A 13,544-nucleotide genomic window follows, 5' to 3' on the forward strand; every position below is an offset into this window, starting at 1 on the left:
ATTAGTATATCATATATAAATTAAAATTTCAAAAATATTTTTATATACAAATTTATTGTGGGATTTTTTGATACTTATTAACTATTTTAAAATATAATTTCAACTAGTAGACAGAACTTTTATTTATTTAACTATAGATAACTATAGAAAGAATTAGTCTGTTCTATGATAATTTTATTACAAGTTTAATTATCAAAAATGAATATTTACCGCAATGAATAATCCTTCCAAAAAAATAAAAAAGTACACAATTAAGTGTACTTCAAAAATATTTTATTTATACTATTCTTAACGATTTTTTTTGTTTATAAAACCTTTCATTTGCTTAACCGCTAGGTAAGAATCTATTTGTAACAATAATTCTACTGCTGTCCCAACTAAGATTAGTAAACTTGTTCCTCCAAGCATAACTGGAAGTTTTAAAACATATCCAAACCAGATATTTGGCATAATACCTAATAATGATAAGAATATTGCACTTCCAAATGTTACTCTTGTTGCAACTTTTTCTAAATAGTCAGCAGTTTCTCTTCCTGCCCTTACTGTAGGAATTGTTCCTCCACTTTGCTTCAAATCATCAGCAACCTTATCAGGATCAAAAGCAATTGTAAGCGTATAGAAAAACGAAAATACTGTAATTAATATTGCAAATAATAATAGATATAAAACACCTTTTGGTTCAAACTGAGCTGTCAAAAAGTTTTTCAAACTTCCAGCTTTCATCATTGAAACTAAAAACGGCGGTGCTGCCATCAATACTGACGCAAAGATTATTGGCATTACTCCAGACATATTTATTTTTAATGGCAAATATGTTCTTTTTCCAACAGTACTTTGTCCTCCACCAAATCCAAGACTTCCTTTCCCTGCATATTGAATAGGAATTCTTCTTTCAGCAAGCTGTACAATTACCATTAATGCAATAAATACCACAAATGCTACGATTGATAACACTAATAGAACTTTTCCCATTCCACTAGGTAACCCATTAAACATTGCACTAATAACAGATGGAAGTCCTGCAACAATATTTAAGAAAATTAACATTGATGTACCGTTTCCAATACCTCTTATTGAAATTCTCTCAGAAATCCACATTAAGAATGAAGTTCCACCTGTAATAAGAACTACTGTACTAAGTATGAATTTAGGACCTGGTTCTAAAACCAATCCTTGATTTTGCATTAATACTGCAATTCCAAATGATTGTATTACTGCCAGCACAATCGTTACATATCTCGACCATTGCGTAATTTTATCACGTTCTTTTCCACCTTCCTTTTGCATTTCATCTATTTTAGGAAAGATTACTCCTAACAATTGAAACACAATGGAAGCATTAATATATGGGACAATTCCCAAAGCGAAAATTGAAGCTCTTTCAACAGCTCCACCCGAAAATAAGTTTAAAAATTGAGCAATTGCATTTCCCTGCTGGAAATTTTTAAAAGCTTCTGTATTAATTCCCGGAACCGCTATATGAATTCCAACTCTTGCAACCATTATCATAAGTAATGTAAATGTTACTCTTTTTTCTAGTTCGGGTATATTAAAAATAGCTTTTACCCTGCTTGTTACTGCTTCAGCTAGAGTCAATTCTATCACTCCTTTAGTATATGAAGAAAAAGCAAGATATTAAATCTTACTTATTCCCATCTTCTTTTTTATTATTTCCTGCTTTAGCTGAATATGATTTTATTTCTACTAATTCTACACTTCCTCCAGCTTTTTCAATTAATTCTTTAGCTGTCTTAGAAATTTTATGTGTTTTTACAGTTAATTTTTTGTTAACTTCTGTATTCCCTATAATTTTTAAAACACTTGTAAAATCTTTTTCTTTAACATAAGATTCAATATTTGCATTTAAATACTCTTTTACTGCTTTTCTACCTTTTACATTTCTCAAAGCTTCATCAGAATATTTTGTTATAAATTTAGGGTTTTTAATTATTCCATTTTCAACTAATGTTTGTAAGCTAACTACATCTCCATCGTTAAATTTTTCTACGATATCAGCCAATGTAATTGCTATTATATCTTTTTTAAATGGTGAATTAGAAAATCCTCTTTTAGGGATTCTTCTAATAATAGGCATTTGTCCACCTTCAAATATAGGTGATACATAAGAACCTGATCTTTGTTTTTGTCCATTGTGACCTTTACCAGCGGTTTTTCCCCAACCAGTTCCGTGTCCTCTTCCTACTCTTCTTCTTTCTCTTTTCGATCCAGCAGCAGGTCTTAATTCATTAAGATTCATCTATTCTAAACCTCCTCTACTTTAAGTAAATAAGAAACTAATTTAATTTTTCCTTCAATATCAGCAGTTTTATTATGAACTGCACTTTGACTGATTTTTCTTAATCCAAGTGATTTTACAGTCGCAACATGATTAGGTTTTCTTCCATTAATTCCTTTTACAAGCGTTACTTTTACTTTAGACATTAATTTTACCTCCTAACCTTATTATCCTAAAATTTCTTCAACTGATTTTCCTCTAAGTCTTGCTACATCTTCAAGAGAACGCAATTGTTTTAATCCTTCTAAAGTTGCTCTTGCAACGTTATCTTTAGTTTTTGAACCTCTAATTTTTGTAAGCACGTCTTTTACACCTGCTAACTCTAATAATTCCCTAGTTGCTGAACCAGCGATAACTCCTGTCCCTTTTGAAGCTGGTTTCAATAATACAGATGTTGCATTATATTTACCAATTTGCTCATGCGGTAATGTTCCACCTTTTAATGAAACATTTACTAAGTTTTTCTTAGCATTTGCGATGGCTTTTCTGATTGCATCAGGTACACCGTTAGCTTTTCCTAAACCGATACCTACTTTTCCTTTTTCGTCTCCTACAGCTGCTAATACTGAGAATGAAATTCTTCTTCCTCCTTTAACAGTTTTAGAAACTCTGCTTATTCTTAAAAGTCTTTCTTTATATTCACTTTCTCTTTCTCTGTTATCTCTATCTCTAGCCAAAATAAATCCTCCTTATCTTTAGAATTTTAATCCTGCTTCTCTTGCAGCATCTGCCACAGCTTTAACTCTTCCTGTGTACACGTATCCTCCTCTGTCGAATACAACAGCAGTAATCCCTTTATCTAATGCTTTTTTAGCAATTCTTTCTCCTATTTGTTTAGCTGCTTCAATATTTGAACCTTTTTCAATTTTTGCACCTTTTTCAATAGTTGACGCAGAAACTAAAGTATTTCCTGTAGTATCATCAATTACTTGAACAAAGATATTTTGTAAACTTCTATACACAGCAAGTCTAGGTCTTTCAGCAGTTCCAACGATTTTTCTTCTAATACTTCTATGTTTTTTTTGTCTTAATTTATTTCTATCAAGTTTTTTTACCATTAAAATCTACCTCCTATCCTTTCTTACCTTCTTTTCTTCTGATTACTTCATCAGCGTATTTAACACCTTTTCCTTTATATGGTTCAGGTGGACGTTTAGCTCTGATGTTTGCAGCAACTTGTCCAACTAATTGTTTGTCAATTCCTTCAACAGAAATTTTAGTATTTCCTTCAACTTTAAAAGTGATTCCTTCTACTGCTTCAATTTCAACTGGATGTGAATATCCTAAAGATAAAGTTAATCCTTTTCCGCTAGCTTGTACTCTGTACCCTACTCCGACTAATTCTAATCCTCTAGTAAATCCTTCACTTACTCCAACAATCATATTGTTTAAGTTTGCTCTTGTAGTTCCATGAAGAGCTCTGATATTTGGTAAATCATTTGGTCTTTCAAACGTAATTTCGTTACCATCAATATTTACTTTAATTTCACTGCTTAATTCTCTTACTAATTGTCCTTTTGGCCCTTTTACAGTAAAAGTGTTCCCATCCTGCTTAACTTCAACACCAGCAGGTATAGTTATAGGTTTCTTACCTATTCTTGACATTGTTTATCCTCCTAATTTATAAAATGCGTAAATTACCACACGTAGCAAAGAACTTCTCCACCAACATTATGCTTTCTGCATTCCTTGTCTGTAATAACACCTTGTGGTGTTGAGACAATGGCAATTCCTAATCCACCTAAAACTTTAGGTAAATTTTCTACAGATGTGTAAACTCTTCTTCCAGGTTTTGAAATTCTTTTCAATCCTTTAATTACAGCTTCTCCATCTACAGTTTTTAAAGAAACAACTATATTTTTTATAGCTCCTTCTTCTTTAATTTCGTAACCGTTTATATATCCTTCATTTTTTAATATATTTGCTATACTTTCTTTAATTCTTGAAAATGGTACTGCAACTTGTGCATGTTTAGCCATGTTTCCGTTTCTGATTCTAGTAAGCATATCAGCAATAGGATCTGTTAAATACATTAATTCTTCCTCCTCTCAAAATTACCAACTTGATTTTTTTACTCCTGGGATAACTCCCTCTCCTGCTAATTGTCTGAACATAACTCTTGAAATACCAAATTCTCTCATATATCCTCTTGGTCTTCCGTTAATTTGACATCTATTTCTAACTCTTGTAGGCGAAGCATTTCTTGGTAATTTAGATAATTCTAAAACTGCTTCTCTATCACCTTTTTTAGCTCTTTCCTTTAACTCAGCTCTTTTAGCTGCATATTTATCAACTGTTTTTTGTCTTTTTAAGTTTCTTTCAACCATTGCTTTTTTAGCCATTGATTAAATTACACCTCCTTCAAAATAATACTATTTTGCAAACGGCATTCCGAATGCTTTTAATAAAGCTCTTCCTTGCTCATCATTTTGTGCTGTAGATACAATTGTAATTCCTAATCCGAAGATTTTATCTACTTTATCAATTTCGATTTCAGGGAATACGATTTGTTCTTTCAATCCTAATGTATAGTTTCCTCTTCCATCAAATCCTTTAGGTGAAACACCTTCAAAATCTCTTACCCTTGGTAATGTGATACTAATTAATCTGTCTAGGAATTCATACATTTTTTCTTTTCTTAATGTAACTTTTGCTCCAATTTTTTGTCCTTCTCTTAATTTAAATCCAGCTTCTGATTTTCTAGCTGCTCTTGGTACAGGCTGTTGCCCTGTAATTTGTGATAGTTCAGCAATTGCTGTATCGATTAATTTAGAATTGCTTACTGCTTCTCCAATCCCCATATTAACTACGATTTTATCAAGTTTAGGTACTTGCATAACGTTAGATAAGTTTAATTCTTTCATTAGTGATGAAACAATTTCATCTTTGTATAATTTCTGTAATCTTGGAATATATTTTTCAGCCATTTATGACATCCTCCTCTCTAAAATATTATATTTCGTTACCAGATACAACTGATATTCTTACTTTTTTACCATCTCTTATTTCTTTTCTTACTCTTGTAGGTTTCCCTGCTCCTTCATCCCAAAGCATTACTTTAGATGAGAAGATTGGCATTTCTCTTTCTACAACTTCGCCTTGTGGGTTCATTGCATTAGGTTTAATATGTCTTTTTTTGATATTTACACCTTCAACAATTATTTTTCCAGTTTTAGGGAATACTTTTAATACTTTTCCAATTTTTCCTTTATCTCCAGTTTGTGTACTCTTTTCATTACGCAACAAATCTTTTGATCTACCGCTAATCACAATAACTGTATCTCCAGTTTTAACATGTAATCTTTTAGGTACTGATTTTAAATTTGGTTTAGCCACGTTTAACTCTCCTTCCTATAATACTTCTGGTGCTAGAGAAACTATTTTCATAAAGTTTTTCGCTCTTAATTCTCTTGCTACAGGTCCAAAAATTCTTGTTCCTCTTACTTCTAATGCTGTATTTAATATAACAGCCGCATTATCATCAAATTTTATATATGAACCGTCTGCTCTTTTTAATTCTTTTCTAGTTCTAACGATTACAGCTTTTACTACATCACCTTTTTTTACGTTTCCGTTTGGTATAGCTTCTTTTACACTTGCTACTACGATGTCTCCTATTTTACCGAATCTTCTTCTTGATCCACCTAATACTCTAATAACCATGATTTTTTTAGCTCCAGTGTTATCAGCAACATTAAGTATCGTTTGTTGTTGAACCATTTAAAATTTCCTCCTCTCAAATGTTAACTCACACTATCTTCTTCCGTTTTAATATTGAAAATAAAACATCAAGCAATTTTTTTAATAAGATTAAATTATTTAGCTCTTTCTAAGATTGTAACAACTCTCCATCTTTTATCTTTACTTAATGGTCTAGTTTCCATAATTTGCACTTTATCTCCGATTCCACAATCATTGTTTTCATCATGTGCTTTATATTTTTTAGAAGTTTTTACTCTCTTTTTATAAAGTTTGTGTAATTTCATTGTTTCTTCAAGAACAACTACAGTTTTATCCATTTTGTTAGAAACAACGATTCCTTCTCTTACTTTTCTTTCGTTTCTTTTATTTTCCACTCTTGATCCTCCTATTTACCAGTTTTTTCAGTTACAACAGTTTTTAGTCTTGCTATTGTTCTTTTAACATCTCGTATTTTAGCAGTGTTTTGTAATTGTCCAAGAGTTTTTTGAAATTTTAAATTAAACAATTCTTGTTTCAATTCATTTACTTTAACTTCCAATTCTTCCAATGATAATTCTCTAATTTCGTTAATTGTCATTACTTATCACCACCTACTTCTTCTTTTCTTACAAATTTAACTTTTATAGGTAGTTTATGTCCAGCTTTTCTTAATGCTTCCTTGGCTTTCTCTTCTGATACTCCACCAACTTCAAACATTATTTTATTCTTTTTAACTACTGCTACCCAACCTTCTGCATTACCTTTACCTTTACCCATTCTTGTTCCTTCAGGTCTTTTTGTATAAGGTTTATCAGGGAATATTCTAATCCAGATTTTACCTTCTCTTTTAAATGTTCTATTAATCGTTACCCTACAAGCTTCTATTTGTCTTGAAGTAATCCAACCAAATTCTCTAGCGGCAAGTCCAAATTCACCAAAATCAACTTTATTTCCTTTAGTTGCTACGCCACCCATTTTTCCTCTGAACTGTTTTCTATATTTCGTTCTTTTAGGTATTAACATATTATTCGTTTTCTCCTTCCTTTGTAGTAGAAAGAACTTCACCATTAAATATCCATACTTTTAATCCTAAAGCACCGTATGTAGTGTGTGCAGTAGCTGTTGCATAATCAACATCTGCTCTTAAAGTATGTAGTGGTACTCTTCCTGAAAGTGTCCATTCACTTCTTGCAATTTCGGCACCATTCAATCTTCCCGATACCATAACTTTAATTCCTTTAATCCCAGCTTTTTCTGCTCTTTGAATAGCTTGTTGAACTGCTCTTTTATAAGCAACCCTTTTTTCAATTGCAGTTGCAATACTTTCTGCTACTAATTGAGCATCTTTATTAGGATTTTTGATTTCTTGTACTTTAATTTGTACTCTTTTACCAGTTAATTTTTCTAATTTTACTTTTAAAGCTTCAATTTCTTGACCTTTTCTTCCAATTAAAATTCCAGCTTTTCCAGTTTCTATAATAACTGCTACTTCTGTAGGCGATGTTCTTTCTATTTGAATAGAAGAAATCCCTGCATGGTAATAGTTTTTCTTAATATATTTTTTTATTTTCAAATCTTCATGAAAATTTGTTACGTATTCTTTTCCCTCAGCGAACCATTTTGAATCCCAAGTTCTTGTGATTCCTAATCTTATCCCCCTAGGATCTACTTTTTGTCCCACAGACTTACCTCCTTATTTTTCTGAATTAATCTTCTCTTTCATCAACTTCTACTGTGATATGAGCTGTCGGTTTTCTAATAACATCAGCTCTTCCCATTGCTCTTGGGCTGATTCTTTTTAATACAGGTCCTTTATCAATTAATATTTTTGATACAAACAGTTTATCAGGATCCATATTATTATTATGTTCAGCATTTGCAATTGCTGATCTTAATGTTTTTTCTATATATAATGCTGCTTTTTTATTTGTAAATTTTAATATATTCAATGCTTGCAGTGCATTTTTTCCTCTTACAATATCAGCAACTAATCTTGCTTTTTGAGGGCTTAATCTTTGATATTTCAATTTAGCTACTACTGCCATTCAAAGTCCTCTCCTTTCGTTAATTTATAAATATTAATTTCTATTTTTTACCTTTTTTAGCATCTTTTCCATGTCCATAGAAAGTTCTAGTTGGTGCAAATTCACCTAACTTATGTCCAACCATTTCCTCAGTTACATATACAGGAATATGTTTTTTACCATTATATACTGCAAAAGTATGTCCAATAAATTGAGGGAATATAGTTGATCTTCTAGACCATGTTTTAATAACTTGTTTTTTACCTCCTAATGCTTCTATTTTTTCTAATAAATACGCATCAACAAAAGGTCCTTTTTTTAATGAACGAGACATTCTTTCCTCCTTATTTCATTTTTTAAATCGAGAAATGTTACTCAATACATCTCATTTTAATATTTAATTCAATGTATTAAGCAATATTTTTATATTCAGCCAAATTTCCGATCAAATATTTTATATGTTTATTTGACTGGCACAGTCCATTTCTACGTTCTTTATTTAAAAATATCATTAATATATTTTGGGATACTAATTCAATTTTTAAACAATTATTTTTTTCTTCCTCTAACAATAAATTTATCACTAAGTTTTTTACCTCTAGTTTTCTTACCAAGTGTAGGTTTACCCCAAGGTGTAACTGGTGATTTTCTACCTATTGGAGATCTTCCTTCTCCTCCTCCGTGTGGGTGATCTACAGGGTTCATTACAGATCCTCTAACGTGAGGTTTTCTTCCTAAGTGTCTATTTCTTCCAGCTTTTCCTAATGATACTAATGAATGTTCAGAGTTTCCTACTGTTCCAACAGTTGCCATACATTCTTTATGAATAAGTCTTAATTCTCCAGATGGTAATTCCACGTGGCAGTAAGTTCCTTCTTTTGCAACAAGTCTTGCAGCTGTTCCTGCTGATCTTGCTAACTGTCCACCTTTACCAGGCATAAGTTCTACATTGTGAATAACTGTCCCTACTGGTAAGTCTTTTAATTTTAACGCATTTCCAGGTTTGATATCTGCACCTTCTCCTGCTAATACGATATCACCTTTTTTAAGTCCATTTGGAGCTAAAATATATCTTTTTTCTCCATCAACATAGTGTAACAATGCGATGTTTGCAGTTCTGTTTGGATCATATTCAAGAGTTGCAACTTTTGCAGGCACTCCAATTTTATTTCTTTTCCAGTCAATTACTCTATATAATCTTTTGTGTCCTTTATGTCTGTTTCTACCTGTTCTATGTCCATAGTTGTCAATTCCATAAGATGAATTTAATGGTTCAACTAAAGATTTTTCAGGTCTTACTTTATCTAAGTCCTTATTAACTAATATCGACATATGCCGTGTCCCACTAGTCATCGGTTTTAATTTTTTTATTGGCATAACTTATGTTCCCTCTCTTCCTATTTCTCGTTTTTATTTTCTTAAATTATTCAAAAAAATTGAATAATTTCTACAAATTTACATAACTTATCTATTATAGCATTTTTATTGAATAATTTCCACAAAAAAAATATAATTACTCTTTATATTAAAAAGATTTTTTGAAATTATTAAGTACTATAATTTTATTATCCTTCGTAAGCCGTAATAGATTCTCCATCTTTCAATTTAACAACTGCTTTTTTGATAGCGGCTGTCTTATACATTGACATTCTGAATCTTTTATTTTTTGGTTTAATATTTAAAGTATTTACACCTTCAACTTTTACATTGAATAGTTTTTCAACTGCATCTTTTATTTGAAGTTTGTTTGCTCTTCTATCTACTATGAAAACATATTCATTGTTTTCTAATAAATTTCTTGCTTTTTCTGTATTAATTACAGGTTTTTTGATAATATCAGTAATATGCATTATGCTAGCACCTCCTCGATAGTTGCAAGAGCTTCTTTAGTTAAAATTACTTTATCTTGTTTGATTAACCAGTAGATGCTTAAATCTCTTGTATTTATTGCTGCAACTTTTTCAATATTTCTTGTTGATAAATATAAGAAATAATCTCTATCTATATTATCAGCGTCATCACTTGTTACATATAATTGTTTTACACCATCAAAATTTAATGCTTTTGCAAAATTAATAAATGTTTTTGTTTTTGGTGTTTCTAATGCAAAATCATCTAGCACAATTACATTTCCTTCATTAATTTTTGTTGCTAAAGCTGATTTTAAAGCTAATTTTCTAACTTTTTTATTTACTTTTTTAGCATAATTTCTTGGTTTTGGTCCGTGAACTACTCCTCCACCTACCATGTGTGGTGCTCTTGTAGATCCTTGTCTTGCTCTTCCTGTTCCTTTTTGTCTAAAAGGTTTTCTTCCTCCACCTCTTACTTCTGCTCTTGTTTTTGTTGAGGCAGATCCTTGTCTTGCTTCAGCTAATTCTGCTACTAAAACTTCGTGCATTACGTGTTTATTTGGTTCAATTCCAAATATGTCGTTATTTACTTCAATAGTTCCTGCTTGTGAACCGTCTAATTTATATATATTTAAAACTGGCATGTTATCCTCCTCTCTTTCCTATTAATATTTCTTTACCGATTTTTTGATAACTAAGTAACCATTTTTTGGTCCTGGAACAGCACCTTTTACTAATAAAAGATTGTTTTCTACATCAAATTTTATAACTTGTAAGTTTTGAACTGTTACTTTTTCAGCTCCCAATCTTCCAGCCATTTTTTTACCTTTTGGTACATTACTGTTTGATGCAGCTCCTCCTGCGTTAGAACCTCCAAGTCTGTGGTTTCTTGAAACCCCGTGTGAAGCTCTGTTTCCACCAAAGTTATGTCTTTTCATAACTCCTGCAGTTCCTTTACCTTTTGAAGTCCCAGAAATATCAACGAATTCGATACCTTCTAATACATCTACTTTAATTTCTTGTCCTAATGTAAAGTCAGCTGGATTAGCTACTTTAAATTCTTTAAGAAATCTTTTTGGAGTAACTCCTGCTTTTTTAAATACACCTAATAATGGTTTAGTAGTGTTTTTTTCTTTTTTATCTCCATAAGCTAATGTGATAGCATTATATCCTTCTTTTTCTTCAGTTTTAATTTGTGTAATGAAGTTAGTCCCTGCTTCAATTACTGTAACTGGAATTAATTTTTCGTCTTCGAAAATTTGAGTCATTCCGATTTTTTTACCTAATATCATTTTTTATTTTTCCTCCTTAATATATTGGTTGACAATTTTCTTGAAATAGCCAACTTGTACTAAGCCTACGATTGCTTAATTTCAACTCCCACACCTGATGGTAAGTTTAATGATGCTAATGCATTTACGATTTGTTGATTTGAATTTTTGATTTCTACAAATCTTCTGTGAATTCTCATTTCAAATTGTTCTCTTGAATCTTTATTTACGTGAACTGATCTTAAAACTGTATATTTTTTAGTTTTTGTAGGTAATGGAAGTGGTCCTGCTAATTCTGAACCATTTTTCTTAGCTACTTCTGCAATTTTTTTAGCAGATTGATCTAACAGTTTATGATCATAAGATTGTAAATATATTCTTATTTTATCCAAAGTTTTTCCTCCTGTTTTTTTGTCCTGCTTATTTTAATAACTAGAGAAATTAGATTATAAAAACCTAATCTCTCTTTTTAATTTAATTTTTTTGGACTATTTTTCTATTACATTTCTAATCATTATAACAAATATTTTCATTATCTGCAATAATTATTTTTATCTTTATCTTTAAGAAAGTTCCTTACAGAAAACTATTTAGTAATAGTTGCTACTACTCCTGAAGCTACTGTTCTTCCACCTTCTCTTATCGCAAATCTTAATCCTTCTTCCATTGCGATTGGGTGAATTAGTTCAACTGTCATTTCAATGTTGTCTCCAGGCATTACCATTTCTACACCTTCTGGCAAGTTTACTTCTCCTGTAATGTCAGTCGTTCTGAAGTAGAATTGTGGTTTGTATCCTGTGAAGAATGGTGTATGTCTTCCTCCTTCATCTTTTGTCAATACGTATACTTCTGACTTGAATCCTGTATGTGGATTGATTGTTCCTGGTTTTGCAAGTACTTGTCCTCTTTCCACTTCTTCTTTCTTAGTTCCTCTTAACAATGCTCCAATGTTGTCTCCAGCTTGTCCTGAATCCAATAATTTTCTGAACATTTCTACTCCTGTTACAGTAGTTTTTGTTGTTGGCTTGATTCCTACGATTTCTACTTCTTCACCAACGTTGATTACTCCTCTTTCTACTCTTCCTGTTACAACTGTTCCTCTTCCTGTTATTGTGAACACGTCTTCAATCGGCATTAGGAATGCTTGGTCTACTGGTCTTTCTGGTGTTGGAATGTAGTCATCAACTGCATCCATTAATTCCATGATTCTGTCTACCCATTGAGCTTCTCCATTTAATGCTCCTAATGAAGACCCTTTGATTACTGGTACATCATCTCCAGGGAATCCGTATTCTGTAAGTAATTCTCTTACTTCCATTTCTACTAGTTCTAATAATTCTTCGTCATCTACCATGTCAACTTTGTTCAAGTAAACTACGATGTAAGGTACTCCAACCTGTCTTGCAAGTAGGATATGCTCTCTTGTTTGAGGCATAGGACCGTCAGCTGCTGATACTACTAAGATAGCACCATCCATTTGAGCCGCTCCTGTAATCATGTTTTTTACGTAATCCGCATGCCCTGGACAGTCAACGTGGGCATAGTGTCTTTTTTCTGTTTCATACTCAATGTGAGCTGTGTTGATTGTAATCCCTCTTTCTCTTTCTTCAGGCGCTTGGTCAATGTTTTCAAAGTCAACTTTTTCAGCTAGCCCTTTTTCAGCCAATACTTTTGAAATTGCTGCTGTTGTTGTTGTTTTCCCGTGGTCAACGTGACCTATTGTTCCTACGTTTACGTGTGGTTTGCTTCTCTCGAATTTAGCTTTTGCCATTTTAATTTTTCCTCCATTATTTCTTTAATTTTTAAATTTTTTTAAGATTTTTATTGTTATTTTAAATTTTTAACGGATTGTTAGTTGATTTTATGTACGAAGAAAACGTAAATATTTTAATAAGAGGGCTTCGTGCTTTATCAGATTATGAATATGAGCTGCAGTTTACACTTACAAATAAGACGCTTGCTAAAAGTGAATTTGAAACAGTATTTTTAACTGCTTCAAGGGAATATTTGTATTTGAGTTCCAGCCTTGTGAAGGAAGTTGCTTTAAATAGAGGAGATTTAAGTTTTTTTGTAACTGAAAATGTGGAACGTAGATTAATTGATAAAGTAGAAAAATAAAAGGGGAATTTAAAATGGCTGCAAAAAAAGGAAAAACTAGATACATATGTTCAGAATGTGGTTACAGTTCGTTAAAATGGTTGGGAAAATGCCCTAATTGTGATTCATGGGGAACATTTGAAGAGGAAATTGATATAAAAAGAACCTTTAAAGATGTGGAATCACAGGATGTTTCCATTAGCAAAATAACAGAAATTGAAATAGAAAAGGAATTTCGGATGGTAACGCCTTTTGAGGAATTTGACAGAGTGCTGGGTGGCGGGCTTATAAAGGGAGAAGTTGTGTTAATTACAGGAAGTCCCGG

At 31.7% G+C, this 13,544-nt stretch carries 23 protein-coding genes and 2 pseudogenes; 2 read left to right on the forward strand and 23 right to left on the reverse strand.

All coding sequences use genetic code 11. The features are described from left to right. Positions 1-288: 288 nt before the first annotated feature. The 23 genes from secY to tuf all read right to left on the reverse strand — a co-directional run bounded on the left by secY (position 289) and on the right by tuf (position 12,893). Positions 289-1,596, reverse strand: coding sequence for a preprotein translocase subunit SecY (gene secY / locus Q0370_RS09450; RefSeq protein ID WP_299575053.1), 1,308 nt, complete (start codon positions 1,594-1,596; stop codon positions 289-291). A gap of 46 nt (positions 1,597-1,642) precedes the next feature. Further along, positions 1,643-2,257 (reverse strand): 50S ribosomal protein L15, encoded by a 615-nt coding sequence (gene rplO / locus Q0370_RS09455; protein WP_147004756.1) that lies wholly within the window; start codon positions 2,255-2,257, stop codon positions 1,643-1,645. Between the two features lie 5 nt (positions 2,258-2,262). Further along, entirely contained in the window at positions 2,263-2,442 is a 180-nt protein-coding gene (gene rpmD, locus Q0370_RS09460) for a 50S ribosomal protein L30 (RefSeq protein ID WP_006806072.1), read from the reverse strand. A gap of 21 nt (positions 2,443-2,463) precedes the next feature. Next, a complete protein-coding gene (gene rpsE / locus Q0370_RS09465) occupies positions 2,464-2,973 on the reverse strand; it encodes a 30S ribosomal protein S5 (protein ID WP_021744161.1) in 510 nt (169 codons plus the stop codon). Between the two features lie 18 nt (positions 2,974-2,991). Continuing rightward, positions 2,992-3,354, reverse strand: a complete 363-nt coding sequence (gene rplR, locus Q0370_RS09470) for a 50S ribosomal protein L18 (RefSeq protein ID WP_147004755.1) — start codon at positions 3,352-3,354, stop codon at positions 2,992-2,994. Positions 3,355-3,367: 13 nt separating this feature from the next. Next, positions 3,368-3,901 (reverse strand): 50S ribosomal protein L6, encoded by a 534-nt coding sequence (gene rplF, locus Q0370_RS09475; protein ID WP_021744159.1) that lies wholly within the window; start codon positions 3,899-3,901, stop codon positions 3,368-3,370. Between the two features lie 32 nt (positions 3,902-3,933). Then, a complete protein-coding gene (gene rpsH / locus Q0370_RS09480) occupies positions 3,934-4,329 on the reverse strand; it encodes a 30S ribosomal protein S8 (RefSeq protein ID WP_006806076.1) in 396 nt (131 codons plus the stop codon). 21 nt (positions 4,330-4,350) lie between these two features. Next, positions 4,351-4,638: a 30S ribosomal protein S14 gene (rpsN, locus tag Q0370_RS09485; RefSeq protein WP_012806360.1), complete on the reverse strand. Its 288-nt coding sequence runs from the start codon at positions 4,636-4,638 to the stop codon at positions 4,351-4,353. Positions 4,639-4,668: 30 nt separating this feature from the next. Then, complete coding sequence (gene rplE, locus Q0370_RS09490; protein ID WP_196808127.1) at positions 4,669-5,208, reverse strand: 50S ribosomal protein L5; 540 nt, start codon at positions 5,206-5,208, stop codon at positions 4,669-4,671. Positions 5,209-5,248: 40 nt separating this feature from the next. Further along, positions 5,249-5,632 (reverse strand): 50S ribosomal protein L24, encoded by a 384-nt coding sequence (gene rplX / locus Q0370_RS09495; protein ID WP_299575065.1) that lies wholly within the window; start codon positions 5,630-5,632, stop codon positions 5,249-5,251. Positions 5,633-5,647: 15 nt separating this feature from the next. Then, complete coding sequence (gene rplN, locus Q0370_RS09500) at positions 5,648-6,016, reverse strand: 50S ribosomal protein L14 (protein ID WP_021744156.1); 369 nt, start codon at positions 6,014-6,016, stop codon at positions 5,648-5,650. Positions 6,017-6,111: 95 nt separating this feature from the next. After that, the gene (gene rpsQ, locus Q0370_RS09505) at positions 6,112-6,372 is read right to left on the reverse strand and encodes a 30S ribosomal protein S17 (RefSeq protein ID WP_018451266.1); all 261 of its coding nucleotides are present in this window, start codon (positions 6,370-6,372) and stop codon (positions 6,112-6,114) included. An 11-nt stretch (positions 6,373-6,383) separates the two neighbouring features. Beyond that, positions 6,384-6,575, reverse strand: coding sequence for a 50S ribosomal protein L29 (rpmC, locus tag Q0370_RS09510; protein WP_006806082.1), 192 nt, complete (start codon positions 6,573-6,575; stop codon positions 6,384-6,386). Next, the gene (rplP, locus tag Q0370_RS09515; protein ID WP_018451265.1) at positions 6,575-7,000 is read right to left on the reverse strand and encodes a 50S ribosomal protein L16; all 426 of its coding nucleotides are present in this window, start codon (positions 6,998-7,000) and stop codon (positions 6,575-6,577) included. Before rplP ends, rpmC begins: the two co-directional genes overlap by 1 nt. A gap of 1 nt (position 7,001) precedes the next feature. Further along, on the reverse strand, positions 7,002-7,658 hold the full coding sequence (gene rpsC / locus Q0370_RS09520; protein WP_147004753.1) for a 30S ribosomal protein S3: 657 nt from the start codon (positions 7,656-7,658) through the stop codon (positions 7,002-7,004). 25 nt (positions 7,659-7,683) lie between these two features. Further along, a complete protein-coding gene (rplV, locus tag Q0370_RS09525; protein ID WP_147004752.1) occupies positions 7,684-8,022 on the reverse strand; it encodes a 50S ribosomal protein L22 in 339 nt (112 codons plus the stop codon). Between the two features lie 40 nt (positions 8,023-8,062). Beyond that, the gene (gene rpsS / locus Q0370_RS09530) at positions 8,063-8,335 is read right to left on the reverse strand and encodes a 30S ribosomal protein S19 (protein WP_021744152.1); all 273 of its coding nucleotides are present in this window, start codon (positions 8,333-8,335) and stop codon (positions 8,063-8,065) included. Positions 8,336-8,550: 215 nt separating this feature from the next. Continuing rightward, the gene (rplB, locus tag Q0370_RS09535; protein WP_147004751.1) at positions 8,551-9,378 is read right to left on the reverse strand and encodes a 50S ribosomal protein L2; all 828 of its coding nucleotides are present in this window, start codon (positions 9,376-9,378) and stop codon (positions 8,551-8,553) included. A 188-nt stretch (positions 9,379-9,566) separates the two neighbouring features. Next, positions 9,567-9,851: a 50S ribosomal protein L23 gene (rplW, locus tag Q0370_RS09540; RefSeq protein WP_021744149.1), complete on the reverse strand. Its 285-nt coding sequence runs from the start codon at positions 9,849-9,851 to the stop codon at positions 9,567-9,569. Further along, positions 9,851-10,495: a 50S ribosomal protein L4 gene (gene rplD / locus Q0370_RS09545; RefSeq protein WP_147004750.1), complete on the reverse strand. Its 645-nt coding sequence runs from the start codon at positions 10,493-10,495 to the stop codon at positions 9,851-9,853. Before rplD ends, rplW begins: the two co-directional genes overlap by 1 nt. Positions 10,496-10,516: 21 nt before the next feature. After that, complete coding sequence (gene rplC, locus Q0370_RS09550) at positions 10,517-11,143, reverse strand: 50S ribosomal protein L3 (protein WP_021744147.1); 627 nt, start codon at positions 11,141-11,143, stop codon at positions 10,517-10,519. A gap of 65 nt (positions 11,144-11,208) precedes the next feature. Continuing rightward, the gene (rpsJ, locus tag Q0370_RS09555; RefSeq protein WP_012806349.1) at positions 11,209-11,514 is read right to left on the reverse strand and encodes a 30S ribosomal protein S10; all 306 of its coding nucleotides are present in this window, start codon (positions 11,512-11,514) and stop codon (positions 11,209-11,211) included. Positions 11,515-11,708: 194 nt separating this feature from the next. Next, positions 11,709-12,893 (reverse strand): elongation factor Tu, encoded by a 1,185-nt coding sequence (gene tuf, locus Q0370_RS09560; RefSeq protein ID WP_026745237.1) that lies wholly within the window; start codon positions 12,891-12,893, stop codon positions 11,709-11,711. A 65-nt stretch (positions 12,894-12,958) separates the two neighbouring features. On the opposite strand from tuf, the pseudogene Q0370_RS09565 reads away from it, so the two are divergent. Further along, positions 12,959-13,240 (forward strand): annotated as a pseudogene (locus Q0370_RS09565) (pantetheine-phosphate adenylyltransferase); the annotation flags it as partial. Positions 13,241-13,254: 14 nt separating this feature from the next. Further along, positions 13,255-13,544 (forward strand): annotated as a pseudogene (locus Q0370_RS09570) (DNA repair protein RadA); the annotation flags it as partial.

The sequence above is a fragment of the uncultured Leptotrichia sp. genome, from assembly GCF_938036635.1.
GTDB classification, from domain to species: Bacteria; Fusobacteriota; Fusobacteriia; order Fusobacteriales; family Leptotrichiaceae; genus Leptotrichia; species Leptotrichia hongkongensis.

What these genes read in the sequence shown, in the direction of transcription:
- rplO (WP_147004756.1), bottom strand. Translation starts at nt 2,257, where the DNA reads ATGAATCTTAATGAATTAAGACCTGCTGCTGGATCGAAAAGAGAAAGA.
- rpmD (WP_006806072.1), bottom strand. Translation starts at nt 2,442, where the DNA reads ATGTCTAAAGTAAAAGTAACGCTTGTAAAAGGAATTAATGGAAGAAAA.
- rplR (WP_147004755.1), bottom strand. Translation starts at nt 3,354, where the DNA reads ATGGTAAAAAAACTTGATAGAAATAAATTAAGACAAAAAAAACATAGA.
- rplF (WP_021744159.1), bottom strand. Translation starts at nt 3,901, where the DNA reads ATGTCAAGAATAGGTAAGAAACCTATAACTATACCTGCTGGTGTTGAA.
- rpsH (WP_006806076.1), bottom strand. Translation starts at nt 4,329, where the DNA reads ATGTATTTAACAGATCCTATTGCTGATATGCTTACTAGAATCAGAAAC.
- rpsN (WP_012806360.1), bottom strand. Translation starts at nt 4,638, where the DNA reads ATGGCTAAAAAAGCAATGGTTGAAAGAAACTTAAAAAGACAAAAAACA.
- rplN (WP_021744156.1), bottom strand. Translation starts at nt 6,016, where the DNA reads ATGGTTCAACAACAAACGATACTTAATGTTGCTGATAACACTGGAGCT.
- rpmC (WP_006806082.1), bottom strand. Translation starts at nt 6,575, where the DNA reads ATGACAATTAACGAAATTAGAGAATTATCATTGGAAGAATTGGAAGTT.
- rplP (WP_018451265.1), bottom strand. Translation starts at nt 7,000, where the DNA reads ATGTTAATACCTAAAAGAACGAAATATAGAAAACAGTTCAGAGGAAAA.
- rplV (WP_147004752.1), bottom strand. Translation starts at nt 8,022, where the DNA reads ATGGCAGTAGTAGCTAAATTGAAATATCAAAGATTAAGCCCTCAAAAA.
- rpsS (WP_021744152.1), bottom strand. Translation starts at nt 8,335, where the DNA reads ATGTCTCGTTCATTAAAAAAAGGACCTTTTGTTGATGCGTATTTATTA.
- rplB (WP_147004751.1), bottom strand. Translation starts at nt 9,378, where the DNA reads ATGCCAATAAAAAAATTAAAACCGATGACTAGTGGGACACGGCATATG.
- rplW (WP_021744149.1), bottom strand. Translation starts at nt 9,851, where the DNA reads ATGCATATTACTGATATTATCAAAAAACCTGTAATTAATACAGAAAAA.
- rplD (WP_147004750.1), bottom strand. Translation starts at nt 10,495, where the DNA reads ATGCCAGTTTTAAATATATATAAATTAGACGGTTCACAAGCAGGAACT.
- rplC (WP_021744147.1), bottom strand. Translation starts at nt 11,143, where the DNA reads ATGATATTAGGTAAAAAAATCGGAATGACTCAAATTTTCGAAGACGAA.
- tuf (WP_026745237.1), bottom strand. Translation starts at nt 12,893, where the DNA reads ATGGCAAAAGCTAAATTCGAGAGAAGCAAACCACACGTAAACGTAGGA.